At 68.3% G+C, this 26480-nt stretch carries 26 protein-coding genes; 14 read left to right on the top strand and 12 right to left on the bottom strand.

Annotated elements, in window-relative coordinates; genetic code table 11:
* Window positions 1-17 precede the first annotated feature (17 nt).
* From KY501_RS30710 to KY501_RS30700, 3 genes are all read left to right on the top strand, one after another.
* Complete coding sequence (locus tag KY501_RS30710; RefSeq protein WP_224367190.1) at window positions 18-1562, top strand: hypothetical protein; 1545 nt, start codon at window positions 18-20, stop codon at window positions 1560-1562.
* Window positions 1563-1652: 90 nt separating this feature from the next.
* On the top strand, window positions 1653-2357 hold the full coding sequence (locus tag KY501_RS30705) for a TetR/AcrR family transcriptional regulator (protein ID WP_224367189.1): 705 nt from the start codon (window positions 1653-1655) through the stop codon (window positions 2355-2357).
* A complete protein-coding gene (locus KY501_RS30700; protein WP_224367188.1) occupies window positions 2300-3085 on the top strand; it encodes an enoyl-CoA hydratase/isomerase family protein in 786 nt (261 codons plus the stop codon). Before KY501_RS30705 ends, KY501_RS30700 begins: the two co-directional genes overlap by 58 nt.
* A gap of 21 nt (window positions 3086-3106) precedes the next feature.
* On the opposite strand, the gene KY501_RS30695 is transcribed toward KY501_RS30700, so the two are convergent.
* Window positions 3107-4096 carry a M23 family metallopeptidase gene (locus KY501_RS30695; RefSeq protein WP_224367187.1) on the bottom strand — a complete coding sequence of 330 codons (990 nt, stop codon included), beginning with the start codon at window positions 4094-4096 and terminating at the stop codon, window positions 3107-3109.
* Window positions 4097-4358: 262 nt separating this feature from the next.
* Here KY501_RS30695 and KY501_RS30690 point away from each other — a divergent pair, with 262 nt between their 5' ends.
* The 7 genes from KY501_RS30690 (at window position 4359) to KY501_RS30660 (ending at window position 7467) form a co-directional block, all read left to right on the top strand.
* Window positions 4359-4829, top strand: a complete 471-nt coding sequence (locus tag KY501_RS30690) for a hypothetical protein (RefSeq protein WP_224367186.1) — start codon at window positions 4359-4361, stop codon at window positions 4827-4829.
* Window positions 4830-4843: 14 nt separating this feature from the next.
* The gene (locus KY501_RS30685) at window positions 4844-5611 is read left to right on the top strand and encodes an endonuclease/exonuclease/phosphatase family protein (protein ID WP_224367185.1); all 768 of its coding nucleotides are present in this window, start codon (window positions 4844-4846) and stop codon (window positions 5609-5611) included.
* A gap of 139 nt (window positions 5612-5750) precedes the next feature.
* Window positions 5751-6200, top strand: coding sequence for a phage holin family protein (locus tag KY501_RS30680; RefSeq protein ID WP_224367184.1), 450 nt, complete (start codon window positions 5751-5753; stop codon window positions 6198-6200).
* Window positions 6190-6405, top strand: a complete 216-nt coding sequence (locus KY501_RS30675; protein WP_224367183.1) for a DUF3618 domain-containing protein — start codon at window positions 6190-6192, stop codon at window positions 6403-6405. Before KY501_RS30680 ends, KY501_RS30675 begins: the two co-directional genes overlap by 11 nt.
* Before the next feature lie 50 nt (window positions 6406-6455).
* A complete protein-coding gene (locus KY501_RS30670; protein WP_224367182.1) occupies window positions 6456-6656 on the top strand; it encodes a hypothetical protein in 201 nt (66 codons plus the stop codon).
* A gap of 34 nt (window positions 6657-6690) precedes the next feature.
* Complete coding sequence (locus KY501_RS30665; protein ID WP_224367181.1) at window positions 6691-7146, top strand: hypothetical protein; 456 nt, start codon at window positions 6691-6693, stop codon at window positions 7144-7146.
* A 48-nt stretch (window positions 7147-7194) separates the two neighbouring features.
* Window positions 7195-7467, top strand: a complete 273-nt coding sequence (locus KY501_RS30660) for a hypothetical protein (protein WP_224367180.1) — start codon at window positions 7195-7197, stop codon at window positions 7465-7467.
* A 93-nt stretch (window positions 7468-7560) separates the two neighbouring features.
* Here KY501_RS30660 and KY501_RS30655 read toward each other — a convergent pair whose 3' ends face one another.
* Complete coding sequence (locus KY501_RS30655) at window positions 7561-8328, bottom strand: hypothetical protein (protein WP_224367179.1); 768 nt, start codon at window positions 8326-8328, stop codon at window positions 7561-7563.
* A 12-nt stretch (window positions 8329-8340) separates the two neighbouring features.
* Window positions 8341-10065: a hypothetical protein gene (locus tag KY501_RS30650; RefSeq protein WP_224367178.1), complete on the bottom strand. Its 1725-nt coding sequence runs from the start codon at window positions 10063-10065 to the stop codon at window positions 8341-8343.
* 71 nt (window positions 10066-10136) lie between these two features.
* On the opposite strand from KY501_RS30650, the gene KY501_RS30645 reads away from it, so the two are divergent.
* A complete protein-coding gene (locus KY501_RS30645) occupies window positions 10137-11228 on the top strand; it encodes a hypothetical protein (RefSeq protein ID WP_224367177.1) in 1092 nt (363 codons plus the stop codon).
* Window positions 11229-11237: 9 nt separating this feature from the next.
* Here KY501_RS30645 and KY501_RS30640 read toward each other — a convergent pair whose 3' ends face one another.
* Window positions 11238-12101: a hypothetical protein gene (locus KY501_RS30640; protein WP_224367176.1), complete on the bottom strand. Its 864-nt coding sequence runs from the start codon at window positions 12099-12101 to the stop codon at window positions 11238-11240.
* Window positions 12102-12196: 95 nt separating this feature from the next.
* Between KY501_RS30640 and KY501_RS30635 the strand changes: the two genes are divergently transcribed.
* Together KY501_RS30635 and KY501_RS30630 are read left to right on the top strand one after the other, a co-directional pair.
* A complete protein-coding gene (locus KY501_RS30635) occupies window positions 12197-14788 on the top strand; it encodes an adenylate/guanylate cyclase domain-containing protein (RefSeq protein WP_224367175.1) in 2592 nt (863 codons plus the stop codon).
* Window positions 14760-15806: a M48 family metallopeptidase gene (locus tag KY501_RS30630; protein ID WP_224367173.1), complete on the top strand. Its 1047-nt coding sequence runs from the start codon at window positions 14760-14762 to the stop codon at window positions 15804-15806. Before KY501_RS30635 ends, KY501_RS30630 begins: the two co-directional genes overlap by 29 nt.
* Before the next feature lie 87 nt (window positions 15807-15893).
* Here KY501_RS30630 and KY501_RS30625 read toward each other — a convergent pair whose 3' ends face one another.
* The 8 genes from KY501_RS30625 to KY501_RS30590 form a co-directional block, all read right to left on the bottom strand.
* A complete protein-coding gene (locus tag KY501_RS30625) occupies window positions 15894-16250 on the bottom strand; it encodes a (2Fe-2S) ferredoxin domain-containing protein (protein ID WP_224367172.1) in 357 nt (118 codons plus the stop codon).
* Window positions 16251-16418: 168 nt separating this feature from the next.
* Entirely contained in the window at window positions 16419-17147 is a 729-nt protein-coding gene (locus tag KY501_RS30620) for a NuoI/complex I 23 kDa subunit family protein (protein WP_224367170.1), read from the bottom strand.
* A gap of 29 nt (window positions 17148-17176) precedes the next feature.
* Window positions 17177-18673: a complex I subunit 1/NuoH family protein gene (locus KY501_RS30615; RefSeq protein ID WP_224367168.1), complete on the bottom strand. Its 1497-nt coding sequence runs from the start codon at window positions 18671-18673 to the stop codon at window positions 17177-17179.
* On the bottom strand, window positions 18674-20554 hold the full coding sequence (locus tag KY501_RS30610) for an NADH-quinone oxidoreductase subunit G (protein ID WP_224367166.1): 1881 nt from the start codon (window positions 20552-20554) through the stop codon (window positions 18674-18676).
* Entirely contained in the window at window positions 20551-21807 is a 1257-nt protein-coding gene (gene nuoD, locus KY501_RS30605) for an NADH dehydrogenase (quinone) subunit D (protein ID WP_224367164.1), read from the bottom strand. The genes KY501_RS30610 and nuoD overlap by 4 nt, the downstream gene beginning before the upstream one ends.
* Before the next feature lie 10 nt (window positions 21808-21817).
* Window positions 21818-22336, bottom strand: coding sequence for an NADH-quinone oxidoreductase subunit C (locus tag KY501_RS30600; RefSeq protein WP_224367375.1), 519 nt, complete (start codon window positions 22334-22336; stop codon window positions 21818-21820).
* A 136-nt stretch (window positions 22337-22472) separates the two neighbouring features.
* A complete protein-coding gene (locus KY501_RS30595) occupies window positions 22473-22895 on the bottom strand; it encodes an archease (protein ID WP_224367162.1) in 423 nt (140 codons plus the stop codon).
* A gap of 88 nt (window positions 22896-22983) precedes the next feature.
* Complete coding sequence (locus KY501_RS30590; protein ID WP_224367160.1) at window positions 22984-24261, bottom strand: adenylate/guanylate cyclase domain-containing protein; 1278 nt, start codon at window positions 24259-24261, stop codon at window positions 22984-22986.
* 202 nt (window positions 24262-24463) lie between these two features.
* Between KY501_RS30590 and KY501_RS30585 the strand changes: the two genes are divergently transcribed.
* The gene (locus KY501_RS30585) at window positions 24464-26461 is read left to right on the top strand and encodes a sulfatase-like hydrolase/transferase (RefSeq protein ID WP_224367159.1); all 1998 of its coding nucleotides are present in this window, start codon (window positions 24464-24466) and stop codon (window positions 26459-26461) included.
* Window positions 26462-26480 lie beyond the last annotated feature (19 nt).

The following is a 26480-nucleotide window of genomic DNA, read 5'->3' as shown; positions in this document are numbered from 1 at the left end:
TTAAGGAGTTACCGCAGATGCGTCTGGGTCTGGCCTCATGCGTGGTGCTCGCGAGCGCCTTCATGGCGTGCTCGCCGCCGCCCCCCGCCACGCTCGAGTTCGTGGATCAAAACCCGGCCAATCCTCGGCTGGGGGAGATCACGACCTTGCGCTTCCGGGCGATCGATAGCCGCGGCCTCCCGCAGGCAGGGACGAGCGTCCACTTCGAGCTCCAGTCTCCGGTGCCCGGGGTGACGCTCAATCCCACCGATGCCACCACGAACGTGGGGGATGGCATCGCGTCCACCCAGCTGGTGGCCAATGGCCGTGTGGCCTCGGTGGTGGTGGTCGCCACGGCGGATGACAAGACGGCATTGAGCCCGGCGGTGTCCTTCGCGGGCGCGTCCGCCAACGGCAAGCAGTTCACCTTCCAGTGCGGCGCGATTGCCGGCGAGGGCTCGGGTGGTATGCACGCCATCGGGGCCTGGGATGACACGCGCTACCTGATCGCGGGCGTGAAAGCGCGTTGCACCGCTCACGTGGGCGACCGCAACGGCGATGGCATCTCCGGCGCCCAGGTGTCCTTCCTCACCGAGGCGGGGACCATTGGGCCCTCGTCCACCTCGCAGACCAACGTCGTGGGCAACGCGGAGATCATCTACAAGACGTCCTACCCGAAGCCGGTGGAGACGGATCCGGGCACCTTCACCTGGGCCCCCACCAACGACGCCACCCACACGGGCGACTACATCGCTCCGCTGTGGATGCACCCCTTCTACTGGGCGGCGAACCCGATCCGGGATTACGGCACCCCCATCAACCCGCAGGAGCCGCGCCCCGAGCCGTTCCGCGACGATCCGATCCGCCCTGGCCAGCGCAACAACCCGCGTGACAACCTGGTGGCGATGATCGCCGTCACCACGGGCGAGGAGGGCTACAACGACAAGAACAACAACGGCCAGTTCGACGAGGGCGAGTTCGACCCGAAGTACGATCTGACCGAGCCCTTCGTGGACAGCAACGACAACGGGACGTGGGATGACACGGAGCTCTATGTCGACACCAACGGCGACGGCAACTGGGACGGCAAGAACGGCAAGTACGACGCCAGCACGCTCATCTGGGTGCAGGAGCGCCTCCTCTGGACGGGCTGGCCCCACCCGCTGGATCGCGACGAGTCGGCGCTCAACGGGCGGCCTATCGTGCGGCAGCTGAAGCCGGCCGCCGGCGTCACCCTCAACCTCCCCCACTTCGGCACGGAGGACGCCGTCTTCCTGCTGGCGGATCCCTGGTTCAACCGGCTCGCCCAGAACTCCGCCGGGGATGGCTGCAGCGGTGGCAACATCGGTCCGGTCATCGTGGAGAACCTGCCCAAGGGCGTGGCCTTCACCTACCCGTCCTTCTCGGTGGAGCAGTACGTCATCCGCGACCAGCACGATCCCGCCTCGCAGCCGCCGGCCGAGCCCTACCCCGCGCCGGGCATCAAGTTCACGGTGACGGCGGGCTGCAACTACACGGCGGCGCAGGAGGATGGGCACGTCGTGCTGATCCCCGCACCGAGCATTCCGGGGCTGGTGCTGTAGCCTCGGCGCAGCAAGGGCATTGACCGCGGGCCCCGGCGTCCGTAGGGTCCTCCGCGGCTGATTCTTGAGTCAATCGGCCGCGGAGGGCGTGTGAGTCAGCAGCAGACCAGCAAGGCGGCGGAGGCGGGGGCTCGGGAGAACGAGCGGCGCCACACCATCCTTCGAGCGGCGATCAACGTCTTCGCGAGCAAGGGCTACCACGGGTGCCGCATCGCGGACGTGGCGCGCGAGGCGGGCGTGGCCTACGGGCTCGTCTACCACTACTTCAAGAACAAGGATGAGCTGCTGGAGACCGTCTTCGATACGGGCTGGAGTGGCTTCGTGTCGCGCGTGAAGGCGGTGGTCCAGGGCGAGGGCTCGCTCGAGCAGAAGGTGCGCGGCATCACCGACGTGGCCTTCGAGGCGTACCGGGTGGATCCGCGGGCGGTGAAGGTGCTGATCCTGGAGATCGCCCGCAGCCCCGGGGGCCGGGTGAACCGGCAGACGGCCTTCATGGATGCGATCCGCCTGTGCTCGGACATGCTCACCAAGGCCCATGCCGACGGAGAATTGCGGCCGGAGGTAGACCCGGTGCTGGCCGCGACGCTGTTCTTCGGCAACATCGAGATGGCGTTCACCGCCCTGGTGATGGGGGTGGTGGACCCGAAGGACCCGGAGAAGATGGCGCGAGCCAAGGAGCAGATCGCCGGATCCTTTCTGCACGGTGTCCTCGCCGCGGACGCCGACCCGGAGGTGCCATGGAAGAAGGAACAGGGGAAGTCCGCTACGCGGTCCAAGGTGGCCAGGCGCTCATAACCATTGATCGGCCCAAGGCGCGCAACGCGTTGTCTCCCGCGGTGGTGCAGGGGCTGACGGAGGCCCTGGGCCGCGCGGAGGCGGACGCGGAGGCGCGCGTGGTGGTGATCACCGGAGCCGGGGAGAAGGTGTTCTGCGCGGGAGGCGATCTCGGGCAGATGGGGGGTGACGGCTTTCTGGCCACGCACGACAGCCGGCGCGCCTACGGCTTGCTGCTCCTGCGCGTGCAGAATTGCCGCAAGCCCACGGTGGCACGGGTGAACGGGCACGCGCTCGCAGGAGGGCTCGGGCTGATGCTGGCGTGCGATCTCGCGGTGGCCGCCGAGTCCGCCGAGTTCGGCACCCCGGAGATCGACGTGGGGCTGTTCCCCATGATGATGATGGCGCTGCTGCAGCGGCACCTGGGGCGCAAGCGGGCGATGGAGCTGGTGATGACGGGAGACCGGCTGCCGGCGCGCGAGGCCCTGGTGCTGGGACTGATCAACCGGGTGGTGCCCGCGGCGGAGCTGGATGCGGCCGTGAGCGCGCTGGCGGCGAAGCTGGCGGCGAAGAGCCAGGCCATCCTGGCGCTCGGGAAGCGGGCCTTCTTCACCGCCGAGGATCTGCCGCTGCCGGCGGCGCTGGAGTACCTGGCGTCCCAGCTCTCGCTGAACACGCTGTCCGAGGATGCCGCGGAGGGCGTCACCGCCTTCCTGGAGAAGCGCCCGCCGAAGTGGCACGACCGCTGAGCGAGCCGCGGGCGTGGCTGGCTACGGCGTCGTGCTGGTGCTCACGGGAGCGGAGAGCTCGCCCCCTGTGAGGGCCGGTGCCGGCTGAGCCGTGTCGGGCGTGGCGGTGGCCACGCGCGGCTCCGGTGTGCCGAAGAAGTCGAGCTTGAGCAGCGAGAGTCCGTCCACCCAGAGCCCGTCCACCTTCACGCCCCAGTGGAGGTGGGGACCGGTGACGCGGCCCGTCTTGCCCACCAGGCCCAGCTTCTGGCCCTGCTTCACCTTCGTGCCCGGCTTCACGTCGATGCGCGACATGTGGAAGTACGTCGTGTACAGGCCCGCGCCGTGGTGGATGATCACCGTGTTGCCCGAGCTGTAGCAGTCCCGGGACATCACCACCTCGCCATCATTGGCGGCGTAGATCGTGTCCCCGGTGTCTCCGTCGATGTCCGTGCCGAAGTGCTGGCTCTGGAGCTTGCCGTTGAAGGAGCGGCGATCGCCGAAGGGCGCGGTGATGCGATCCTGGCGCGGCCAGGCGAAGTTGCGCTCGAACCGCAGCGGGCCGAAGTCCTGCGAGAAGGCCGCGGCGAAGGCGGCGCGATCCTCGGCCATGCGCGTCTTCACGGACTGGGGCGGCTTGATGTACTTGCCCGCCACCTGGAGCTGGCGCTCGGGGTAGCCGGGGTCCACCACGTCCAGCGTGCCCACGAGGTTCACGGCCGAGCCGTCGCGCTGGCGGGGACCCTCCACCTTCACCGCGGCCGAGCCCACGGCCTGCTCCACCGGGAGCCCGGTGAGGGCCTGCCAGGCGCCCGCGGCTTCGAAGAAGCGCAGAGTCCTTCCGGCCACGGTGCCCGAGGGCTGGCCGTCCACGCCGCGCACGGTGATGAGGATCGGATCCCCGGGCTTCGCCGTTCCGGGCTGCACGGAGAGGCTCGGCTGAGCCTCGGCCCCGAAGGCCACCAGGCCAAGGGAGAGCAGGGTGAGTGGGAGCAGGGAGGAGGGCCGGGGAAGGAAGGGCGCGAGCGGCATGGCGTGCCGGCAGTTGTACACCGGCTTGGGTGACGCGCCGACTTCCAGGACAGGCGGCTCGCCTGAGTGCTTGCTCTCCTTGACGGCCAGGCGTCATTCGAGAGCGGAATCGGCGGCTGGTGAACATCCGCCTCGTCCTCCGGGCTCCTCAGGTCGAGGAGCGAACGTCCGAGCGCCGCGCATTCTTGTGCGGTGTTCCGAGGGGCAGGGTGGCTCCCTAGCTTTTCGGACGGACTCGCTTCCACAACTTGGGGGATGTTGGATGCCTCGTTCCTATAGCTTTGATCATTTCCAGATGCCCGCCGCCGAGCCTCGCAGCCGGAGCCAGCGGCGTCAGGACAAGAAGCACCTGGCCGATTCCCGTCACTCGCTGCCCGAGGATGACGGTGGGATTCACTACGGCAAGAGCCACGCGGAGACAGAAGAGATCCTCAAGGCCAAGGCCCTGGCCATGCCTCCGCGCAAGGAGCCCGTGGCGTCTCCGCCGCCCACGGAGAAGTCCATGGCCACTCCGCGGATCAACCGCAACACCCAGCCCATCGGCGCGCTGCCGGCCATGGAGGAGCTGCCGCCTCGGGGACGCTTCCAGGATCTGTTCGACGAGGCGACGCGCCAGTTCGAGGCGATCCAGGGCGGGATCGGCGACGTGAGCAAGGCGGCGGTGAGATTGGCCTCGCTCCCGCTCGAGGTGATGCGGCTGGCCGCGCGCCGTCTGCGGCTCGTGCACAGCTGAGGGGCCCCGACACCGTGGAGCTGACGCTCGTCTCGTACAACATCCACAGTGGAATTGGCATCGACGGGCGCTTCGATCTCCACCGGGTGGGCGAGGTGCTCCGCGAGATCAACGCGGACATCATCGCCCTGCAGGAGGTGGGGGACTTCCGAGGCAAGACGTCGCGGGAGGATCAGCCCGAGCACCTGGCGGATCTGCTCGGGCTGCACATGGCCTTTGGCCCGAATGTGGTGCGCCAGGGGCGCCGCTACGGCAACGCCGTGCTCACGCGGCTGCCCATCCTCAAGTCGAAGAACTATGACTTGAGTGTGGAAAACCGCGAGCCGCGCGGCGCCCTGCGCTGCGATCTGGACCTGGGCGGAGGCCGGCAGATGCACGTCTTCTGCCTCCACCTGGGGCTGTCGCTCGGGGAGCGCCGGAGGCAGGAGGGCCTGCTGCTGTCCTCGGACATCCTCCGGGACGCGGTGCGCAAGGATCCGGTGGTGGTCTGCGGAGACTTCAACTACTGGTGGAACCGGCCGGTGCCCGCGCTGGTGCGCCGGGCCATCCACGACGCCGCGCTGGAACTGCAGTCGCCTGCGCGCACCTATCCCACCCGGCTGCCGCTGCTGCGCCTGGACCGGATCTTCGTGGATGCGGGTGTCCGCCCTCTGGCCATCCGGCCACACCGTTCCCTCCTGTCCACGGTTGCCTCGGATCACCTGCCGCTGGTGATGCGCTTCGAGGCCCCCGTGGGCAGCGAGGCCCTGGTGGCCTCGGCACCCGTGCAGCTCATCGGGTAGCGTTGTGGGGCCGGAGGCGTTCAATGGCCGACGCTTCGCGCCACCGGACACAAGAAGCACGCGACGGGTTGTCGCGGCGGGGACGGATGCCTAGGTTGGCTCCGCCTGTAGGACGCCAGCAGCGCCGGCCGGAGAGTGGATGAACTTGGGGACGGAACAGACTGATCGCGGTATCGCCGCGCTCGTCGGGCGGATGGCGGACAGCTTCAGCCGTCTGGTGTCTCAGCACATCACCCTGGCTCGCCTCGAGTTGGCCGAGGATGCCAAGGCCATGGGCCTGGACGTGGCGCGCATCGTCGCGTTCGTGCCCTTCCTGCTGGTGGGCTACCTCTTCCTGTGCGGAGCGCTCTCGGTCGTGCTCGCCACGTGGATGGGCTACGCCGGAGGGCTGGCGGTGGTGGGCGGCATCAACGTGGTGGGCGGGGGGCTCGGCATCTGGCTCGCCGTGTCCCGTATGCAGGGCCGCCAGGTGATGGATGACAGCAGCCAGGAACTTTCTCGCAGCATGGCGGTGCTCACCACGGTGAACGCGCCGGCCGTGCCTCCGCAGCCCCGGAACGTGCTCAAGGAGCCACCGAATGCCCAGTAACGGACAGCCCAAGGCCGAGCCTCGCAGCCCCGCTGCCCTGCGCGCCGAGATCGAACGCACCCGAGCGGAGCTGGCCACGTCGGTCAGCGCCCTGCGCGAGGAGGTGGCTCAGGCCGCTGATTGGCGCTCCTGGGTGGCGAAGCGCCCTCTGGTGTGCGTGGGAGCGGCGTTCATGGTCGGCTACTGGCTGGGCTCGCGCCGCTGACGCACCTTTTACCTACACCCGTATTTCCAACCGATAAGGAGATGGCCTCGATGGAGATGAATCCTCAGCAGATCCAGGACCGCGCGCGGGAGATCCAGGAGCGTATCGTGCCGCAGATCGAGGAGGCGCGGCGCAACCTGGTGGACGTGAACACCCGCGTGGTGAGCTTCATCCGCGCCAACCCGGGCACGTGCCTGCTGGGCGCGGTGGCCGTGGGCTTCCTCATCGGCAAGATCGCCTCGCGCCGCTGAGCCTTCCCGTTCCTTGTCGCTTCGAGAGAACACCATGACGACTTTTCAGAACACCCAGAACAACGGCAGCGCGGGCAGCAGCGAGAACCAAGGGTTCGGGCAGCGCGTGGATCAGATCGGCTCGGAGGCTCAGGAGCTGTGGAGCAACGCGCGCAGCGCGGTGTCGGATCTGGGCGCCACGTTGGACATCAAGGGCCGCGTGGATCGCAACCCGTACGGGATGGTGGCTGCGGCGCTCGGCGTGGGGTACGTGCTGGGGGGCGGGCTGTTCACGCCGCTGACGGGGCGGATCCTGAAGCTGGGCGCGCGGCTGGCGATGCTGCCCTTCGTCAAGGACGAACTGCTCGGCATGGCCGAGGCGGCGCTGCAGGGTTATCAGGCGGGTCAGTCCAGTGTGGGCGGTGGGGCCAACGCCGGGGGCGCGTCCAACATCGGTGGCGCGGGCACTGGCACGTCGCCTCGGCCGGGCGGCTCTGGCAACATCAGCTGATCCGCGCTTCGTGCGCCTCACCTTCACCTCAACCTGGGGAGTTCCCGCATGTTCGGAATCAATGACCTGAAGAAGCTGGACAAGGATGAGCTGCTCAACCTGATCGGGCTGGAGACTCGGAAGGAGACGACCGACTACCTGCTGCCCGCGCTGGGTGCGTTCACCGTGGGCGTGCTGCTAGGCGTGGGCGTGGGCCTGATGCTGGCGCCCAAGCCGGGCAACGAGCTGCGCAGCGATCTGCGCAACCGGTTCCAGAGCGGCCAGGACGCGCTCACGGGCGCCGGGGCCACGCGCGCGGAGACGGTGACGCGCGGCGTGTAGCAGGAGCTTCGAGGCGGATGCCTCTCTTCGGGCCTCGCTGGGCGCGCCACCCGCGCCTGGTGGAGGCCCGTTGTGTTGCGGGTGAGAGGTGGCTCAGGGAGGCGGGGAGGGGAGTTGGGGGAGTCGGGTGGGCTTGCGGTGGTGGGGGTGATCGTAGAAGCAGTCGGATCCCAGGTGGGCGATGAGCTGTTGCTCCTGGGAGAGGGCTTCGGGCGTGCCGGCCTGGGTGGGCAGCTCGTAGGGCTGGACGAGGATGACTCCGTCTCCGAGGTCCTGCTTTAACTCCGCAGGGAGGGTGTCGAGGCGCTCTCCGAACAGGTGCACGAAGGGGGGGCCGAAGAAGTTGCGCCAGAAGAGGCCCGCGAGGCCCTCGCTGGGGTCGCGTACAGTGAACGTGAGCGCTTCTCCCAGCCCATCTGGATGGGGGACCCACCGGCTCTGCTTGCTCTCGAAATCATCGGCGGGACCTGCCGCTGCCATGGGGGCCTGCATCAACCTCATCAGTTCAGCGACCTGTTTTGAATGAGCGGCCCGCCATCCTGGCGAGGCAGCAGTCCGCATGGAGGTCATCCAACTGATGTTCCCTGCATGAGGGTGATCTCCAGGTCTGGTCACGGTGATGCGAAGAAAGTCGCGGTCCGTGCGCGCAGCGATGGTGATGGAAGCGAGCCTCTCATAAAGCGCAAGCAGTGCCGCGTAGTCGATGCGTCCAGGAACGAGCCGTTCATCCAGTTTCGCCAGGCCATAGCGCTCTGGGCGAAACCACCGGTATTGCTCGAAGATCAGCTCGAGCACCGTGTGCAGGGTCGGCCTTGGAGCAACACCCGGAGGCAGACTGATGACAGTCGTCAAGTACTTCATGGGAAGGTTCACTCAGAGCGGGTAGGCGCGCACGGTGGCTCTACCAAGTTTCGCGAGATCTTGCAGGACGGCCTTCAGGGGCTGGGTCAGGCGGGAGGGGCCCTCCGGGTGCTTCGCGGAGCGCACCCACAACTCGATATGGCCGCCATACTGCAACACGTACTGGAGCATCGCCTCCAGGTTGCCGCCCAGAGACAGATCCTTGCGCGCCTTCGCCTCGACGAAGAGGTAGGGCTGGCCCCAGACCAGTTCTCCTGGCGTAGTGCTGCCCACGACCGCGTCCGGGATGAAGCCACGTGCTTCACTACCGGGCGGAGGCATCATCAGCGCACGGTTTTTCTCGTACCCGCGTGTGGACAGGATGCTGCGTTCGAATTCGCCTCCTGCGCCCTTGTTCTTGAGGATCAGCTCGTACTTCTTGCGCCAGTCCTCCTCGATGGCGAAGCGGAAGCGAGGGTACTTGTCCGAGTGTCGGAACTGGTAATCCACCCAGGCGGCAGCCATGTGCTCGGCCGTGCCTGGCTCCAGGCGTACGCCCGCCTCGCCCAGCCGTGAGCCCACCAGCGGCACCTTTCCACCTCGGCGGAGCACGTCCGCCGCTTCGAGCAACGGCCGTTCCAGCCCCACCGCCACGCGTCTCAAGAAGGTGACATCCTCCTCGGCCAGGTGCCCTCCTCGCGCGACCCGCCGCATCAACACGTCGATTCGCTTGGCCTCCTCGGGGCGAAGGTGCGTGGCCACCCGTTGCAGGACACGTATCTCCTCCAGGCTGCGGCCCGTCACCAGCGCTGCGCGCTCCACCTTCTCGGCACCGCTCAGCATCTGCCCAGAGACGAAGGGCACCAGCACCGCTACCCCACACAGCAGGCGCTCGTTCGCATCCAGCTTGCGACCCGTGACGCTGTAGCCGAATACCAGCCCCGCCGAGTCCGTGAGCTCTCCGATGCCGGGCAGGAGCCCTCCAAGCAGCTCTGTCGCCAGCTCTTGAGGCGAAGGCCCCGTGTCTGGCAGGGGTGTGTAGTCCAGATGAGGCGGGGCAACCCGCCCCATCTCAATCGCCGTGGCCAGGGCACTGTGCCGGGCCAGCAGGTAGAGCGCGACTTCGCTGGGATTCCTGCGAACGAAATCCGGGTCCCGGGAGTGTGTCAGTGCCCAGTCCAGCACGGCGGCGGTGAGCGAATCCTGGGACTGGGTGCGCAGCGGGTGCTCGGTGAGCAAGTGCCGGGAATCGATCGCTCGGACTCTTTCCCGCGCTACTTCGGCCCACCGCAGTTCGCCCCAATCGAAGAACTCCTCCAGCTTCGCGTCCACCGCAGCCTGGTGCTCGGCTGCCTCGCGCTCCTGTCGCCGGCGCGCCTGCTTCACGTCGACGTACACCTCGATGGGCAGGTGCTGGCGCAGCGTGGACTCGCTCTGGTTCTGGACCCAGTTCTGCATCTCCTGGAGCACTGAGCGCTCGCGCCGCTTGTCGTCTTCTGTCTCCTGGGAGCCTGCCAGCTGCGTCCGCCTCTCGCGGATGAACTCCAGGTAGTGTGTTCGGGCATCGCTGTCCGCTGCCCACGACTCGTCCCAATCCACCCGGGGCGGTGACGAGACTCCTCTTCGCTGCTGAAGCGTGCGCGGCCCGCTCTGGAGCGAGCCTCCGCCTGCCGAGCAGCCAGTCACCAGGACACCCGCGAGCACGAGCGTCATGAAGTGGATGCATGCGCCAGGGGCCGAGGTTCCCATGGCCGCCACGGTAGGCGCGCGCCCTCCATGCGGAGAAGAACCCAGGACGTGATGCTCGGCCTTGGAGGTAGACTCGCCCCATGGCCAAGGGCAGGACCCCGAAGCAACGCCGCTCGGCGTCGGGCAGCAAGCGCAAGTCCGACCCATCCCCGTCGAAGCGGACGCCCTCCGTCAAGACCACGGGACGGCGGCGGCCCGTCCCGCCTCGGAAGGCCTCCGAGGCTCCTCCTCCCGAGCGAGCCCTGGCTCCTCTGCGCCGCGACACCCCGAAGGATCTTCCCGCCGTCGTCGCCCCGGAGAAGGGGAGCGGTGGGACGCACTCGGTCCTCGCCCGGCTCCGCAGCCTGGAGAACCTCGAGACGGCCTATGAAGCCTGGCTCGAGCTGAAGCTGGAGCACGGCAGCGCTCGGCTCCGCTTCCAGGAGGAGCGCGAACGGCTGGACCAGCAGGGAGCCTTCCTCGTGGGCGCCGTCCGCGCCGCTGGAGTGGAGCCCACTCCCGGAAGCCAGCCCGGCATCATGCCTACCGGCGCCGATTCCTTCCTCCGTGGCGCCGAAGCCCGGCTCTCGCAGGCCCGTGAGGAACTCGCACGCAAGGAGGCGGACTCAGAGGCCTTCTACCAACAGGCCTTCGCCGAGATCCGCTCCACCCTCACCGATCGTATCCGACGCTACCTCGAAGGCTCTCGCCCGAGCCTGCAACTGCTCCTGCGCAAGGTGGGCGCCACGCGCTCCATCCTCCACATCTCCCGCGTCGGCCAGGACGAGTCCCTGCTGCTCTGCTTCCTGTTCACCGGACGCATTCCCTCCCGCTACGGCTTCCTCTTCGACGACTCAACCGACGACGTGTCGTTGCCTCCCGCGCCGCTCTACCCCGATGAGGGCGTGGAGCCCCGAGACACACGTCCCACCGCCGCGGCCCTCGAGGCGCGGATCCGAGCTCCCGGAGAGGTGCTCCCGCTCAAGGGCTTCCTCCCCATCTTCATGCCGCGCCCGGCAGGGGGCGAAGACTTCTTCCGCCTGCTCCAGCGCGGGCCTGTGATGGAAGTGGAAGTGGCCGACGGCGCCGAGTTCCGCAACATCCTCTCTCGAGAGGAGGCGGAGCGCTTCGCCGGCCACCTCCTGCGTCTCAAGCTCGAAGGGAAGCTCGAGCTCGAGATCGAGGCGGGCTGAGCCACACCGTCAGTACGTGCGCACCACGCCCACGTCCGCCGTGCCCGCCAGCAGCGCACTGCCCAGGAAGAGGTTGTCCGACTCCGGGCCGCCCAGCCGCACCGCCTGGAAGATCACCAGGTACGTCTGATTCGGCATCGGGAAGGCCGTGCCGGGGATGACGACGTGCTTCTCCCGCCACTCGGTCGGCACGGCGACGAGCTTCAGGAAGTCGAGCGGGGCCTTCGGCGCGTTGGTGTAGGTGGGCTGGCCCTGCTGGCCGCTGTCGCTCACCGGCACCACCGTGACGAATCCCAGCGTCCGGTCCTGTCCTTGCGGAACATCCCCACGATCAAACGAGAACTCCGTGTTGGCGGCCTTCCGCACCACCAGCCCATTCGGGTGGAGCGCTGGAATGCTCTCCTGCGCGGGCGCATCCTTCACCTGACCCACGTAGTGCTCCCCCTGGTGGTCGGCGATGAACTCGTAGGTCGCGCCATCCTGGTACTTCAGCGTGGAGTCGCTGTTGTTGGAGCGGCTGTAGGAGCCCGAGCCATCGGCCGAGAGGTTCACCTTCTGCGTGCCGTTGACCTGCAACGTCACCGTGGCGCCCGTGAGGCCCTCGGGGGTGGAGTTCTCTCCCTTGCGCGTGCCCAGGAAGACGAGCGCCGCCGTCTGGCCCGGGATGACGATGGAGGACTGGCCACCGTCCGTCTGGACGCCACCGTCCAGCCCCGCGACGGCTTCCGGAGAGAAGGATACGTCCGGGGTGGAGAGCATGGTGCCCACCATCACGGTTTCGGCGGAGATCTGGTTGACGGTCTTTCCTATATCGCACGCCAGGGGGACGAGGAGGCAGACGGAAGCAGCGGAAAACAGCAGGAGGCGTTTCATCGGAATCGAATCCTTCCCGGTGGGGGACCGGCCCTGTTCGCGAGCATATCAGTCCCCAGGCAGGACGCGCCCGGGCACGCTATCCTCGCGCCCCCGTGCAGAACCGCTCCGTCCAGTCCTCCGGCCGTCGTTTCTTCAAGCGGCTGGGCATTGCCCTCCTCCTGTCGGCCGTCTTTGGCGGCCTGCTGGGAGGGCTCGTGTCCGTGCGGGTACCTCGCACGCAGTTGGAGAGCGAGGGCGCACCCCAGACGGTATTGGCCAACCTGGTCGAGCTGCTCGACCGTCCGGAGCGCATCGCCTATGACGCCCGGGTGCGTGCCCTGGGCGAGTCGCTCCAGCGCCAGCGCAAGGAGTCCAAGCCCCAGGAGCAGGTCGTCATCGTCACGGTCGATGACGACACCCTGATCAGCGCGCGCCAGAGCGAGCACCCCGGGCTTGCCTCCTACCCGTGGCCTCGGGAGCTGGTTGGCGGGATGACGCGCCGGCTTGTCGAGGAGGGTGCTTCCGTCGTCCTGCTCGACATGCTCTTCCCCGAGCTGAGCCCGCGCGGGTGTGTCGCCCCACAGCTCGGTCCCGAGACGGAGTCCGATGACAGCACCTTCCGCCGCCTGCTGAACGAGGCTCCTGGCCGCTCCGCCCTTGCCTTCTCGTGGAGCGTGCCCCGCGCCACCCCTCCCGCGTTCCAGCTCTGGCCCTACCGCGTGCGGGTGGGCTCCTACGGCGATCAAGGTCAGGCGCGCTCGAAGGCCCAGGCGGTGCTCGCGTCGCAGCGGCCCGCATTCTTCATCCCCTTGGAGGACAAGGTGGAGGTGTGGGCTGGCGTAGAGGACGAGCGCGAGGGACTGAGCCTCGCCTCGCGCTTCGGCGCCAGCCTTCCGCCGCTGGTGCGCGAGCGCCGCAGCTCGGACGATGCCTCGCGCTTCACGGCGTTGGATCTCTTCGTCTCCCTGGCCGAGGTGGAGGTGGAGGGGCTCGATGCCTCCAAGCTGCTGCAGGTTCGCACGCTGCAACACCCCGTGGTGCAGTTGCTGGGCCAGCAGAGCCTCTACGGCGCGGTGACGGGCTTCCCGGACGCCGATGGCACTGTGCGCGGCATGCTCCACCTGGTCAGCTACGCCCCACGGGAGGGCGAACACCACGTGCTGCCTTCGCTCCCGTTGGCCGCCGCGATGAAGCTGGCCGGGACCCGGAAGCTCCGCTACGCCGATGGCTACCTCCACGTGGGAGATGCGTACGCCATCCCCATGGACGAGACGGGCTACAGCCTGATGCGCTGGGACACGGAGGACGCGGGGCGGACGGCGGGGGCCTCGGTGTTTCGTTCCATCCGTGCGTGGAACATCCTGCTCAACCTCTTCGATGTGAGCGAGGGGCGGCCCGCGCGCTCGGCGCACGATCTCGAGAAGCGCGCGGTGATCCTCACCAACACCTCCACGTACGCCACGGACTACAAGGCCACGCCCGTGGGCAAGGTGACGCCCGGAGGCTCCGTGCTCGCGCAGTCGCTGGAGAACATCCTCCAGTCCCAGGGCATCCGCCGTGCGCCGCCTCGGATGGATCTGCAGGCAACCCTGGGGATGGCCTTCGCCGGAGCCGCCATCGCCTTCTTCTTCAGCCGCAGCTTCCGCTCGGGCTTCGGCGCGGTGATCTACTTCTCCAGCGCCGTGGGGCTCGGGGTGGGCTACTTCCTGGTGGCGCGCTACGTCTTCATCGAGAAGCAGCTCTGGATCGCCGTGGCGGGCCCGCTGCTGGCCATGGTGGCCACGTTCGGCTTCACCACGCTCTACACCGTGCGCACGGAGGACGAGATCCGTGACTTCGTGAACCACGCGCTCGGGCGCTACGTGAGCCCCGAGGTGGCGCGGCTGGTGACGCGCGATCTCACCCTGCTGGTGCACCCCGAGCGCCGGCAGATGACGATGTTCTTCTCCGACATCGAGGGCTTCACCCGGCTCTCGGAGCAGATGGAGCCGGAGCGCCTGGTGCAGTTCCTCAACGAGTACCTCACGGAGATGACCATGGCCGTGCGGTCCTCGGGCGGCCAGGTGGACAAGTATATTGGCGACACGGTGATGGCCTTCTGGGGAGCGCCCGTGCGCACGGATCGTCACGCGCATCTGGCCTGCGAGGCCGCGTTGAAGATGCGCGCGGTGCTCCTGGAGCGCCAGCCTGTCTGGGAGAAGAAGTACGGCTACCGCATCCAGTTCCGCGCCGGCATCAACAGCGGCGAAGTGGTGGTGGGAGACATGGGCACGGAGCTCAAGTCCAACTACACCGTCTTCGGGGATGCGGTGGGCGTGGCCTCGTGGCTGGAGGGCTGCAACAAGTTCTACGGCACGTTGGTGCTGGTGGGAGAGAACACGGCCCAGCTCGCGCGGGATGCCTACGTCTTCCGCGAGGTGGATCGCGTGCTGGTGAGGGGCAAGTCCGTTCCCATCCGCCTCCACGAACTGCTGGGCCGCCACGGAGAGATCTCCCCGAAGGTGCAGGAACTGCTCGGAGTGTACGATCAGGCACAGACGGCCTATCACCAGCGCCGCTTCGATGAGGCGCTCGCCTTGTTCGAGCGCTGCGCCTCGGAGTATCAGGATTCGGTCGCAGGCGTGTTCGCGGGACGGTGCCGCCGCTTCCTGGTCACCGCCCCGGCGGAGGACTGGGATGGCGTCTACGAAGTCGGCGAGAAGTGATCAGCGCCCACGCCGGCGTGCGGCGGGCGTCGTGCTCGTGGGGCTGCTCGCGTCCTGTCAGGCCACGGACAAGCCCGCTTTCGTCGCCCGGGCCGAGGAGAGCCTCGAGACCCATCGGCGTCGCATCAACCGCCGGCTCACGGAGCGCACGGAGCGGCTCGGCTCCTTGTCGGCGGCGCTCACCGGTTGCAGCCTGGAGCGGAGGACGGCCTACGAGCTGGATCCGGAGCAGGAGGATGCGCTGGGCAGCGCGGTGCTCTCGCGTCAGCTCGCCTCGCTGGGGGTGGAGCCTCTGCCGCCGACGGACCCGGTGGCCCGCTACGTGGACCAGGTGGGGCAGTACCTGGCGCTGGTGGCCGAGTCCGTGGGCAACGCCAACGGGCCGGATCGGGCGAAGCGGCCCGAGCGGCTCCTGGACAACCGTTCGTGGCCGCTGGTGGGCTACCGCTTCGTGGTGGTGCCTTCGGAGGAGCCTCGGGCCGTCGGGAATCCAGGCGGCAAGGTGATGATCTCCACGGGCTTCCTGCGCTCGCTCGAGAGCGAGGAGGAACTGGCGGCGGTCCTGGCGCACGAGGTGGCGCACGTGCAGAGGGGCCATGGTGTGGAGGTGCTCAAGGCCTTCATGTGCCACCACAAGCTCAGCGTCTCCAGTCCGGGTTCCAGGTCTCTTGAAATCGAGGCCCAGCAAGCGGCGAACCTCTATCGAGACGGTTTCCCCGAGGACTTCGAGCTGGAGGCGGACCGCATCAGCATCCGGATCCTGCTGGCGGCGGGCTATGACGGGCGGGCGTTCACCGGGCTGTTGCGGCGCATGGCCCAGGAGGCTCCGGCGAAGCACGCCTGGCTCCGCATGCACCCCGCTGTGCCGGAGCGCCTGGAGACGATCGGTGAGCGGCTCAAGGCCCTCGGCCCGGCGCAGTCCTGGCCCTCGGCGGAAGCGATAGCCCCGCGGACGAAGCGCTTCCTGGAGGCCATTCTGCCCCTCGAGGTCGCCTCGGGAGCGCAGACACCCCCCTGAGCCGGGCGACGTGGCGCAACCTGTCTGCTTGGTGGACAGGTTCGCGGAACACGTCCGAGGCAGGGGGACCCGAGACGCAGGCCGCCGCTACTCCTGCTCGTCCGGATCGCCGAAGTACTCGCGCACGGGCTGGTCCTGGACGATGTGCTCGGCCACCACCCGGCGCATCTTCTCGGGCGTCATCCGCGAGTAGTAGACCTCTCCCGGCCAGCCCATGAGCTGATAGTCCTCGGGAGAGAGTGGATCGCGCTTGCGCCCAGTGTCCTCGCGGATCACCACGTTCGGACCCATGTGGCAGAAGCCGTAGCAGCCGCCCCGGTATGCCTCGCAGCGAGGCCCGACTGCGCGCTGGGCCAGCTCTTCCTTCGCCGCCGCGAACACCGCATCGGACCCGTTGCCCTTGCAGTCCATGCCCTTGCACACCGAGAGGCGGTAGCGCTTCATCGAAGCCTCAACCTACGGGACTTCCCCCATACGGGGAAGGTGCGCTCCCGTGGGAGTCCGGCTTTCTCACTGGCTGAGAGGGCATCCGAGCACCCCTGAAACGCCACCGGCCCGCCAACTCCACCCAAGCTCGGGGGAGGGCGGGCCGGAGTGCGGCGCGCAGGGTGCTTACTTGGTGGCGTGCGGCTTGGTGGACTGGCCGGGGGCCAGCTTCTTGGGCTCGTGCCCGTGGCCCACCGAGTGCGGCGTCTTGAGCTGCACCAGGCCCTCGCCAATGCGCGTATGGGCCTCCTTGTGCGCGTGGTGCGGCTCCTCGGAGCCCTCGCGCTTGTTCCACGGATCCGAGGGGTGAGACACCGCCGGTCCCTTCAGCAGCTTGGGGATGTCGTACACGAAGCCCTGCCGGTTGTACTCGGGCTTGGTGTGCTCGTAGGTGTCCATGCGGATGGCGTCCTTGGGGCACGCATCCACGCACAGGCCGCAGACGATGCACCGCAGCTCGTCGATGACGAACTGGGTCGGGTACTTCTCGATGACGCGGGACTCGCCGTCCGCGGACTCGGACTCGTACTCGCCCGCCTCGATGTAGATGCACTGCGCGGGGCAGATCGTCGCGCACATGTAGCAGGCCACGCAGCGCGGCTTGCCGTCATCGCGGGGAACCAGGCGGTGCAGCCCGCGGTAGCCCGGAGGGTAGGGGATCTTCTCCTCGGGGTACTCGACGGTGGTGATGAGGCTGGTGCCCTTGCGGTCCACCACCTGGGTGTTGGGGTCCCGCGTTCCGAAGAGGTTCCGGAAGAAGTGGCGCGCGGTGATGCCCAACCCCTTGAGCAGCTCGGGGAGGTAGGCCCGCTCGCGGACGTCCGTGCGGGGATCTTGGGTCGCCTTGTAGGCCATGACTGTCCTTGTCTCGCTTCCTCGAAAGCCTAATGCGTGGAGCCCGTGTGCGCACCCGCGTGCGCCGGAGCGTGTCCGCCCGCATGCGCCGCGGCGTGTCCGTGCGGCAGCGCGTGTCCGTGCGCGGCCCCGTGGGCATCATGTCCATGTCCCAGAGCACCGTGGCCATCTCCGTGGCCGTGCGACTCTTCTCCGCTCGTCTTGCTCGAGAGCGTGAGGGCGATCAGGACGCCAATCTCCAGGATGCCGAAGAGCGCCAGCGAGCGCAGCGTCGGATCCCACAGCACCAGAGCGCCGCTGACGAAGACGTTGATCAGGCCCACCGGCAGCAGCATCTTCCAGCCCAGCGTCTGGATCTGATCGTAGCGGAAGCGCGGGAACGTCCAGCGGATGAGCAGCTGGATGAAGCAGAGCACCAGGACCTTGATCCAGAAGAAGGTGCCCAGCAGCGTGGCGTACAGCAGCGGGTAGTCCTTGAGGTGGCTGGCCACCCACTCGCCGCCGAAGGGCAGGTGGTAGCCGCCGAAGAACAGGGCCGCGGTGACGCCGGAGAGCACCACCACCTCCACGAACTCGGAGATCATGAACAGGCCGAACTGCATGCCCGAGTACTCCACGAAGTAGCCGATGATCTCGGACTCACCTTCGGGCACGTCGAACGGGGCGCGCTTGGTCTCCGCGAAGGCCGCGGCGAAGAAGCCGATGAAGCCCACTGGCTGCAGGATGATGCCCCAGGCGGGCAGGCCGAAGTCGAAGCCCTGGCCCGCGGCGCCGCCCGTGAGCTGCCACAGGTAGCGCGCCTGGCCGGACGCCTCGCCGCCCGTCTCCGCCGCGAGCTGGCCGACGATGGCCGGCAGCTGCACCGAGGAGAACGCCAGCATGATGCCCACCAGCGACAGGCCCAGCGCCACCTCGTACGAGATCATCTGCGAGGAGGCACGTACGCCGCCCAGCAGGGCGAACTTGTTGTTGGAGGCCCAGCCCGCCAGCGCCGTGCCGTACACCGCCAGCGAGGCGATGCCGAACAGGAAGAGCAGGCCGAAGTCCGGCGTGCCCACCACCATGTCCACCTCGGCGTCCCAGAGGCGGACGCTCGGGCCCGCAGGGACGATGGCGAACAGCGCGAACACCGGCGCGAAGGCCAGCATGGGGCCCAGGTTGAAGAGGAACCGGTTGGCGTTCTCCGGGTGGAACGCCTCCTTGGTCAGCATCTTCACCGAGTCCGCGATCACGAAGGGCAGGCCCGCCAGCGGCCGATCCTTCAAGCCCGGCAGGCCGAAGCGCGCGCGATTCGGGCCGATGCGATCCTGCATCAGCGCGCTCCACTTGCGCTCGGCCAGCGTGAGCAGCGTGGCGATGATCATCACGAAGACGAGCATCAGGAAGAGGATGTTCGTCAGCCGGCTGGCACCGGCGAACCCGTGCTTCTCCACCAGCGCGCCCAGGGCGTAGGACGCGGCGACCACGGCGGCGATCAGGCCGATGATGAAGCCGGTGGCGAAGAGGACTGTCAGAACGCGCTTCATTTAGATTCCTCGCACGCGGGGAGTACCGAACTCGCGGTAGCCCGGGGGACGGCCGTCAGCGCCAGTAGGCAGCGGGTTGATGCCCGGCTTCTCGCGGTCCGGCGGGGAAGACTGCTCCCAGTTGAACGTGGAGAGCTCGACCACCTGCGAGGCCAGCTCCCGGAACACCTCGCGCGCGGAGTTCCACGCCGCGCCGCCCAGCGCCTTGCTGATCTCGGACACCCAGCGCCAGTGCGGCACCGCGTCTCCCTTGGCGGGGTACGCCTTGCGGAAGCGCTGGATGACGCCCTCGAACTGCACGAAGGAGCCTTCGTCCTCGATGTGGGCCGCGGCCGGCAGCAGCACCGTGGCCTGCGCGGTGACGGGCGACTCGTTGGCCGCCTGCGCCACGAACACCTCGGCCTTGGCCACCGCCTGGGCGAAGGCCTCCGCGTCACCCGGCACCTCGGTGCCGATGGCGTACAGCGCCTTCACCTTGCCCGAGTGCAGCGCCGGAGCCAGCTCCTCGAAGGACTTGAGCGTGAGCCCCAGCCCCTTGGCGATGAACTCCAGGCCCTTGCGGTTGGGGTTCTTGTCGGCCGTCATCAGGAAGTGGTCCGCGGCGCCCGGAGCCCGGCCGCCCACGTACACTTCCTTGATGCCGAGGGTGCCCTTGGCGAACGACAGGCCCGCCAGCAGGTCCTCGTTCGAGGCCACCGGAGAGGCCAGCACCGCCAACTGCGCGCTGCCCGCCAGCGGCTGGAGCGCCTGGGCCGCGGCCTTGACGGCCTCGGCGCGGGTGATCTCCGGACGGGCGGCGTTGGCGGCCTGGGTGGCGCGGCGGCCCACCGAGGCGCTCAGCACGCGGTTCAGGTTCAGGTTCTTGTACGAGAGCCGGCCCTGATCGCACATCCAGCTCTTGTTGATCTGCTCGTTCTCGCGCGGGCGGAAGCGGTAGGTGTCCTGGGACATCCAGTCCGCGTAGATGTTGCAGCCGCGCGAGCAGCCGGTGCACACGGACGGGGTGGCGGACAGGAACCACGCGCGGGCGCGGAAGCGGAAGTCCCGGCTGAGCAGCGCGCCCACCGGGCAGACGTCCACGGTGTTGAGCGAGTAGTTGCTGTTGAGCTCGTTGCCCGGGAAGACGTCGATGCGCTCATGACTGCCGCGGCCGAACACGCCCAGCTGCGGCTCCTTGGGGATCTCGTTCATGAAGCGCACGCAGCGGGTGCAGATGATGCAGCGCTCCTGATCCAGCACGACGTTGGGGCCCAGCACCTTGCGCTTGTGCTTCAGCGCCTTGCCGCCCTCCAGCCGCGAGGGCCGGTAGTCGTACTTCATGTAGTAGTCCTGCAGCTTGCACTCACCGGCCTGGTCGCAGATGGAGCAGTCCACCGGGTGGTTGAGCAGCAGGAACTCCATCACCGCGCGCTGCTGCTCCTTCACCTTGGGCGTGGTCGTCTTGACGGCCTGGCCCTCGGCCAGCGGCGTCTGGCACGCCGGCACCAGCTTCGGAGCGTTGGAGGCCTCGATGAGGCAGATGCGGCAGTTGGCCGCGATCGAGAGGCGCGGGTGGTAGCAGTAGAAGGGGATCTCCACGCCGACGGACTTCGCCGCCTCGATCATGTTCGTCCCCGGCTTGGCGACGACCTCGTGGCCGTCGATGGTGCAGGTGACGAAGCCCGGGTTCTTGGGCGGAGGAGGCTTGGGCGGGCCACCGGCGGGAGCCGGAGGCTTGGGCGGCGTGGTGCTGCTGTGGGCCGCGGGCGGGTTGTCCGCCTTGGCCGCCGCGGGCGGGTTGGAGGGCTCCGGACCGATCTTCGCCGCCGGCGTGTCGGTGGGCGCGCCCTTCGGGGGCGGCTGCGCGTCACCAGTAGGCTTCTTGGTGTCGTTCTCGCTCACTGCTCGACCTCGCCGCCGATCATGTTGATCATGTCAAAGGTGGGAATGAGGTCCGCCAGCATCTTCCCCTCGATGATGTGGGGGATGGCGGAGAGGATGGGGAAGCCCGGCGCGCGGACGTGGCACTTGTACGGCCGGCCGCGCCCATCGCTCACCAGGTACCAGCCCAGCTCGCCGTTGGAGGCCTCGGTGCAGTCATAGACTTCACCCGGCGGCACCGGGATGCCCTCCATCACCAGCTTGAAGTGCGACATGACACCTTCGATGGTGCCGTACACCTCGGGCTTGGGCGGCAGGGCGATGCGCCAGTCGTCCACGATGATGGGGCCCGTGGGAATCTTCTCGAGCGCCTGGCGGATGATGCGGTCGGACTGCTTCAGCTCCTCGAGCCGCATGATGTAGCGATCGTAGTTGTCGCCGTGCTCGCCCACCGGCACGTCGAAGTCCAGCTGATTGTAGACCCAGTAGGGCTTGGCCTTGCGGAGATCGTAGTCGATGCCGGCGGCGCGCAGGCACGGGCCGGTGAAGCCGAAGTCCAGCGCGTCCTCGGCGGAGAGGACGCCGGTGCCCTTCATGCGGTCCACGAAGATGCGGTTCTTCATCAGCAGCCCCTCGACCTCCACGAGGAGCTCCTTGATCTTGTCCAGCGACTTGATCGTCTTGGCGATCCAGCCCTCGGGCAGGTCGCGGTTGAGCCCGCCCACGCGGCCGTAGCTGGTGGTGAGGCGCGCGCCCGTCAGCTCCGTCACCCGGTCCATGATGAGCTCACGGCCCTCGATGGAGTAGAGGAACGGGGCGAAGCCGCCCAGTTCCAGCGCGGTGGCGCCCACGCACGTGAGGTGATCGTGCATGCGGTGCAGCTCGGAGCCGATGACGCGGATGAACTTGGCGCGCTCGGGGATCTCCAGGCCGATGAGCTTCTCCACGGCGTTGAGGAACCCGAAGTTGTTCATCATCGCCGAGTTGTAGTTGAGCCGGTCCGTGTACGGCAGACACTGCGTCCACGTGACGTTCTCGCAGCTCTTCTGGAAGCCTCGGTGGAGGAAGCCGATCTCGGGATCCGCCTTGACGATCGTCTCGCCCTCCAGCTCCACCTTCATGCGCACGGTGCCGTGCATGGCGGGGTGGGAGGGGCCCATGTTGATGTACATCCGCTTGGTCTGGAGGTGCGCCTCCAGCTCCGACTCATGGGCGTACGCGTCGGTGTCCGGGTTGGGCGCTGCGGGCTGGGGATACTTGGAGGGGTCCGACATGAAGTCCTCTTCAGGAGAGACCGCTGGTGCCAGGGCCGCGGAAGATGTCCTTGATGGGGCGCTCGGGGATCAGCGGCTGCCGGTCCCTCATGGCGTAGTCCTTGCGCAGCGGATAGCCCTGGAACTCCTCGTACATGAGGATGCGGCGCAGATCCGGATGGCCTACGAACTTGATGCCGTAGAAGTCGTAGGTGAGGCGCTCCCACCAGTTGGCGCCCTTGAAGAGAGGCACCAGCGTGGGCACCTCGGGAGTCGTCTCGGTGACGCGCACCTTGAGGCGCACGTGCTCCTTCCGGGTGAGCGAGTAGAGGAAGTAGACGATCTCGAAGCGGGGATCGTTCTCGGCCAGGTGCAGCCGGTCCACCGCATCGATGGAGACGAAGAGCTTGAAGTTCAGCTCGGGATCGTTCTTCAGGTACGCCACCACCTTCGGCAGGTGCTGGGCATGAATCACGGACCAGGCGCCGCCAGCCCGGTCGACATAGCGCTCCGCGACCGCCTCCGGGAGGTGGGCGGAGACCCTGTCCAACGCGAATGTGCTCAAGGATGCCTCAATGGCAGGGGAATCCGCGGCGTTATAGGGAGGAGGGCCCGGGGCGTCAACGTAAAACCCCCAACCATGTAGGGCACTTACGTGCTCTAGAAGCGCAACCCCCCGAGCCCGCCTAGAGGGTGAGCGCCAGGGTGGCGGTGAAGCCGTCCTCGTGCTCGTGGATCTCCAGCCCGTGGCAGGTGGCGGACTTCACCGGCCATTCGAGCGAGGGGGGCCGGAAGCCGCGGATGCGGGCGTGGAGCCTGCTCTCGGTGAGCTCGTCCACGAGGAAGTACGCGTAGACCTTGCCGCCCTGCTCCCAGCGTGCGAGCAGCGCGTTGAGCCAGTCCACCAGCAGCGTCTTGGTGTCCGCGGCTTCCAGGGTGAGGTGCTCCTCCTCGCCGTCGAGCGGCACATCCCACGGCGCCTGGCCGAGCAGGACTTCCGCCAGGGCGTACCCTGCCTCCTCGAAGAGTTCGGGCAGATCCGCGCCTTCGATGGGGAGTTGGACCTCCGGGGTGGGGTGAGGGCCGACCGCCTGGGTGCTCGTCTCCATGATCACCTCCCCGGGTGGGGGATCTCCCCCCAAGGTGGACGCAGGTGTGCGCGCGAGCAATGGGGGCTCGTCCGAACGGTCGGTCTTCTCAGGCGGCAGCGGAGGTGTCGCCGGGCAGGACGGCGCCGCCGTGAGGTTCGGGGATGAAGAGCGCGATGGGCTGGCTCTTGCCGGGGACGGTGGCCGCGGGGGCCTCGCGCCAGTGGAAGCTGTCGCCCGCTTCCTCGCGCGTGACGCGGGACACGAGGACGGGGGTGCCGGCCGTCTTGGTGACGCGCTCGATGCGGCTGGCCAGGTTCACCGTGTCGCCGATGGCCGTGTACTCCAGGCGCCTGGAGGCGGAGCCGATGTTGCCCAGCACCACCGGGCCGGTGTGCACCCCGACGCCCATGCGCAGGCCGGGCTCGCCGCGGGCCTCGCGCTCGGCGTTGACGGCCTCTAACTCACGCACCATGTCCAGCGCGCACTGCACGGCGTGGCTGGCATGGGCCTCGTCCGGGATGGGGGCACCGAAGTAGACCATCAGCGCGTCGCCGATGAACTTGTCCAGCGTGCCGCCGTGGCGGAACACCACCTCCACCATGCGGCCGTAGTACTCGTTGAGGATGGCGACCACCTGCTGTGGAGGCAGGCGCTCGCTGAGCGAGGTGAAGTCGCGGATGTCCGCGAAGAGCACCGTCACCTCGCGCAGCTCTCCCACCGTCTTGGAGGTGGTGAGATCCTGCAGGCGCTCGGCCACGGCGGGGGAGAAGTAGCGGCCGAGCCGGGCTCGCTTGAGCTCCTCGCGAGTCACCGCCGTCAGCAGGGCGCGGATGCGCAGCAGCAGGTGCGAGGCTCCCGCCGCGCTCGCCGCCAGCACCACCACGGCGGTGATCTGCGCCCCGATGGAGATGCCCGCCTGTTGTTGGAGCCGGACCTCCGCGATGGCCGCCGTCGCGGTGACGACCAGCGTCACCATGCGGCGCAGCGATAGGGCCGATAGCAGCACGAGCGTCACGAGGATGCCCAGCGTGAAGCCCGCCACGCCGCCTGGAGAGGGAGACAGGGGCAGGGACAGCGTCTGGAGCCAGAAGATGGCGGGCACGTCCACCAGGGCCAGCGTCATGCCCGCCCACTGCGTGAGCCACGGGGAGCGATAGACGCCTCCCAGCGTCAGGGCGGTGAGGGCCCAGTAGGCGGCGAAGGGGGTGGCATAGACGGCCCAGTCCGCCAGCCCTTCCAGGAAGCCCAGGTAGAGCGTGACGCCGAAGATGGCGGAGACGGCCAGGAACCGAACCCAGGACAGACGCACGGCGTTGCGCACGCGCTCGGCATCGAGCGCCCGCGTGAGGCTCTCCTCCGTGTTCTGTTTCGCGAGTTCCTTCATGCGCGGGCCGCCCCCATGCTCACCGTGCAACCCGGTTGCACACTCTGGCATGGGTTGGGGGCAGGTGCACGTGAGCGGCAGCGGGGGCTGGCTTGCTCGGTCAGGCGGGGAGTTCACAGCAACGTTACCGATTGGGTAGGGCGAGGTAGGCACCGAGGCATGGCAGGGCCGAGGTTTTTCAGGTAGAGGCCCGCGCGAGGCCATGTCCGTCCAAGCCGCTCCTCGATTGCCGCGCTGGTTGCTCCTCGTTGCCCTTCTGGGTGCCGTGCTGGGGCTTGGCCTGTTCGCCTGGGAGACGGAGCACCTGCTCAGGACCGGAGTGGTGGGCGTGGGCATCGATGTGGAGGGTCCCTACGCCGCGCTGATGAATGCGATTCGCCCGTTGCTGCCGGGGCTGCTCCTTCGGATCGCGGCGGTGTACGCGGTGGCGGGCGCCGTGCTGGCGCTCGTGGCGGGAGGACTGGCTCGCGCGTGGGGACGGACGGCGGTGCGGTGGGTGGTGCCGCACTGGTTTGTGTTGCTGGCGCTGCTGGCCTGGGATCGCGCCATCGCCCGGCCCGCGCTGTTCGATGATCTTCCCGCGCTGCGGCCCGTGCTGGGCTGGCTGGTGGACCATGGGCAGCCCTGGCATCCCCGAGTGGTGGCAGGGCTCTGGTTCGGGCTCTACCTGGGGCTGGTCGTCTGGCGCGCTCGCGAGCACCGGCGCTCCGTGGGGGTGGTTGCTGGCGCCGTGGCGGCGGTGGGGCTGCTGGGGGCGTGGGTGGCTCGGCCTTCGACGGGAGGGGAGAAGCACCCTCTGGTCATTGTCATCGGCGTGGACGCGTTCCGCCCGGATCGGCTCAAAGCGCTGGGTGGGAAGGGCGAGGTGGCACCAAATCTCGATCGCTTTCTGGACGAAGGCGCCACGCTCTTCACCCGTGCCTATACGCCCATTGCCCAGACGGAGCCGGCCTGGCGCTCCCTGCTCACCGCGCGCTGGCCGCACCGCACGGGCGTGCGTTATTCGCTCACCGCCGAGTCCCGCTGGGTCGAGGTTCCCACGTTTGCCCAGCGCTTCGCGGACGCCGGCTGGAGCACCGTGTTCGCCACGGACTGCTCGCGCTTCCACTCCGAGGGGCCGGACTCGGGTTTCACCACGCGCCTGCAGCCGCCGCGCGGCGCGGTGAACTTCCTGCTCGAGAAGCTGCGCTATCGGGCCGTGGGGCTCTTCGCGGACCACCGGCTTGGCGCCGCGTGGCTGCCCGAGTTCGTCGACAATCGCGCCCTGGCCGGCATCTATGATCCGGTGGGCTATGCGGACCGGCTCGCGGCGCGGCTCGTCTCCGAGGCGAACCAGGGGCCCACGCTGTTTGCCTTCCACGCCACGGCGGCACACTTCCCGGGCGATCCCTCGTATCCGTTCTATCGGCGCTTCGTGGCGAGCACCGAGCCGCTCGATCGTCGGCTGCGCATGCACTTCTCCCCCGTGGTGCCCGGCGCCGCCGGAGACGCGGGCAGTTGGAATCGCGCGGGCGCGGAGGGGCTCTATGACGAGCTGCTCGCTCAGGCGGACTCGCAGGTGGGCCAGCTCTTCGACGCGCTGAAGCGGGCCGGGCGCTACGACGATGCGCTCATCCTCGTGCTCTCGGACCACGGCGAGAGCTTCTACGCGGATCGTCCGGATCTCGCCGGAGCGACCTCGGTGCACGGCGCGCGGCTCTCGGAGGAGGAGAACCACGTGCTGCTGGCGCTGAAGCTCCCTCGAGGGCAGAGCGCACCGGCTCGGGTGGACACGCTGGTGAGGCTCGTGGATGTGGGGCCTACGTTGCTGGAGCTGTCCCGGCTGCCCGCCCTGCCAGCCGGTGCGGATGGTGTGTCGCTGGTGCCCTTGCTGCGCGGTGAATCCTTCCAGCCCTCGCCGCTCTACGCGGAGACGGGCTTCACGCACGTGAGCCCGGAGGTGTTCGACCCTGGCCACTGGCCCGGAGCGCCTCGGAGCTTCGACACCTACCGCATCCGCCAGGATGGCGTGGTGGAGGTGGACGGCGCCGCGCACGACGCCATGGTGCGCGAGAAAGATCGAGGCGCCTTCGATGGGCAGCGGTGGCTGGTGGATCGTCCACGGTTGGACGGCTCGGTGCAGCGATCGTGCGCGGGAGACTGCGCGGAGACCGCCGTGTTGTCTTCCTGGCTGGACACGGTGCTGAGCCGCGCTCCGTGACTCGGGCTGGGGTAGGGTG

The sequence above is a fragment of the Hyalangium versicolor genome (assembly GCF_020103695.1).
Lineage (GTDB): Bacteria > Myxococcota > Myxococcia > Myxococcales > Myxococcaceae > Hyalangium > Hyalangium versicolor.
The sequence above is the reverse complement of the archived record's forward strand: the minus strand, read 5'-3'. Positions and strand labels throughout refer to the sequence as shown.

Coding starts and splice junctions, on each gene's coding strand:
- KY501_RS30710 (WP_224367190.1), top strand. CDS start 18: ATGCGTCTGGGTCTGGCCTCATGCGTGGTGCTCGCGAGCGCCTTCATG.
- KY501_RS30700 (WP_224367188.1), top strand. CDS start 2,300: ATGGAAGAAGGAACAGGGGAAGTCCGCTACGCGGTCCAAGGTGGCCAG.
- KY501_RS30695 (WP_224367187.1), bottom strand. CDS start 4,096: ATGCCGCTCGCGCCCTTCCTTCCCCGGCCCTCCTCCCTGCTCCCACTC.
- KY501_RS30690 (WP_224367186.1), top strand. CDS start 4,359: ATGCCTCGTTCCTATAGCTTTGATCATTTCCAGATGCCCGCCGCCGAG.
- KY501_RS30680 (WP_224367184.1), top strand. CDS start 5,751: ATGAACTTGGGGACGGAACAGACTGATCGCGGTATCGCCGCGCTCGTC.
- KY501_RS30675 (WP_224367183.1), top strand. CDS start 6,190: ATGCCCAGTAACGGACAGCCCAAGGCCGAGCCTCGCAGCCCCGCTGCC.
- KY501_RS30670 (WP_224367182.1), top strand. CDS start 6,456: ATGGAGATGAATCCTCAGCAGATCCAGGACCGCGCGCGGGAGATCCAG.
- KY501_RS30665 (WP_224367181.1), top strand. CDS start 6,691: ATGACGACTTTTCAGAACACCCAGAACAACGGCAGCGCGGGCAGCAGC.
- KY501_RS30660 (WP_224367180.1), top strand. CDS start 7,195: ATGTTCGGAATCAATGACCTGAAGAAGCTGGACAAGGATGAGCTGCTC.
- KY501_RS30655 (WP_224367179.1), bottom strand. CDS start 8,328: ATGAAGTACTTGACGACTGTCATCAGTCTGCCTCCGGGTGTTGCTCCA.
- KY501_RS30645 (WP_224367177.1), top strand. CDS start 10,137: ATGGCCAAGGGCAGGACCCCGAAGCAACGCCGCTCGGCGTCGGGCAGC.
- KY501_RS30640 (WP_224367176.1), bottom strand. CDS start 12,101: ATGAAACGCCTCCTGCTGTTTTCCGCTGCTTCCGTCTGCCTCCTCGTC.
- KY501_RS30630 (WP_224367173.1), top strand. CDS start 14,760: ATGGCGTCTACGAAGTCGGCGAGAAGTGATCAGCGCCCACGCCGGCGT.
- KY501_RS30625 (WP_224367172.1), bottom strand. CDS start 16,250: ATGAAGCGCTACCGCCTCTCGGTGTGCAAGGGCATGGACTGCAAGGGC.
- KY501_RS30620 (WP_224367170.1), bottom strand. CDS start 17,147: ATGGCCTACAAGGCGACCCAAGATCCCCGCACGGACGTCCGCGAGCGG.
- KY501_RS30615 (WP_224367168.1), bottom strand. CDS start 18,673: ATGAAGCGCGTTCTGACAGTCCTCTTCGCCACCGGCTTCATCATCGGC.
- nuoD (WP_224367164.1), bottom strand. CDS start 21,807: ATGTCGGACCCCTCCAAGTATCCCCAGCCCGCAGCGCCCAACCCGGAC.
- KY501_RS30595 (WP_224367162.1), bottom strand. CDS start 22,895: ATGGAGACGAGCACCCAGGCGGTCGGCCCTCACCCCACCCCGGAGGTC.
- KY501_RS30590 (WP_224367160.1), bottom strand. CDS start 24,261: ATGAAGGAACTCGCGAAACAGAACACGGAGGAGAGCCTCACGCGGGCG.
- KY501_RS30585 (WP_224367159.1), top strand. CDS start 24,464: ATGTCCGTCCAAGCCGCTCCTCGATTGCCGCGCTGGTTGCTCCTCGTT.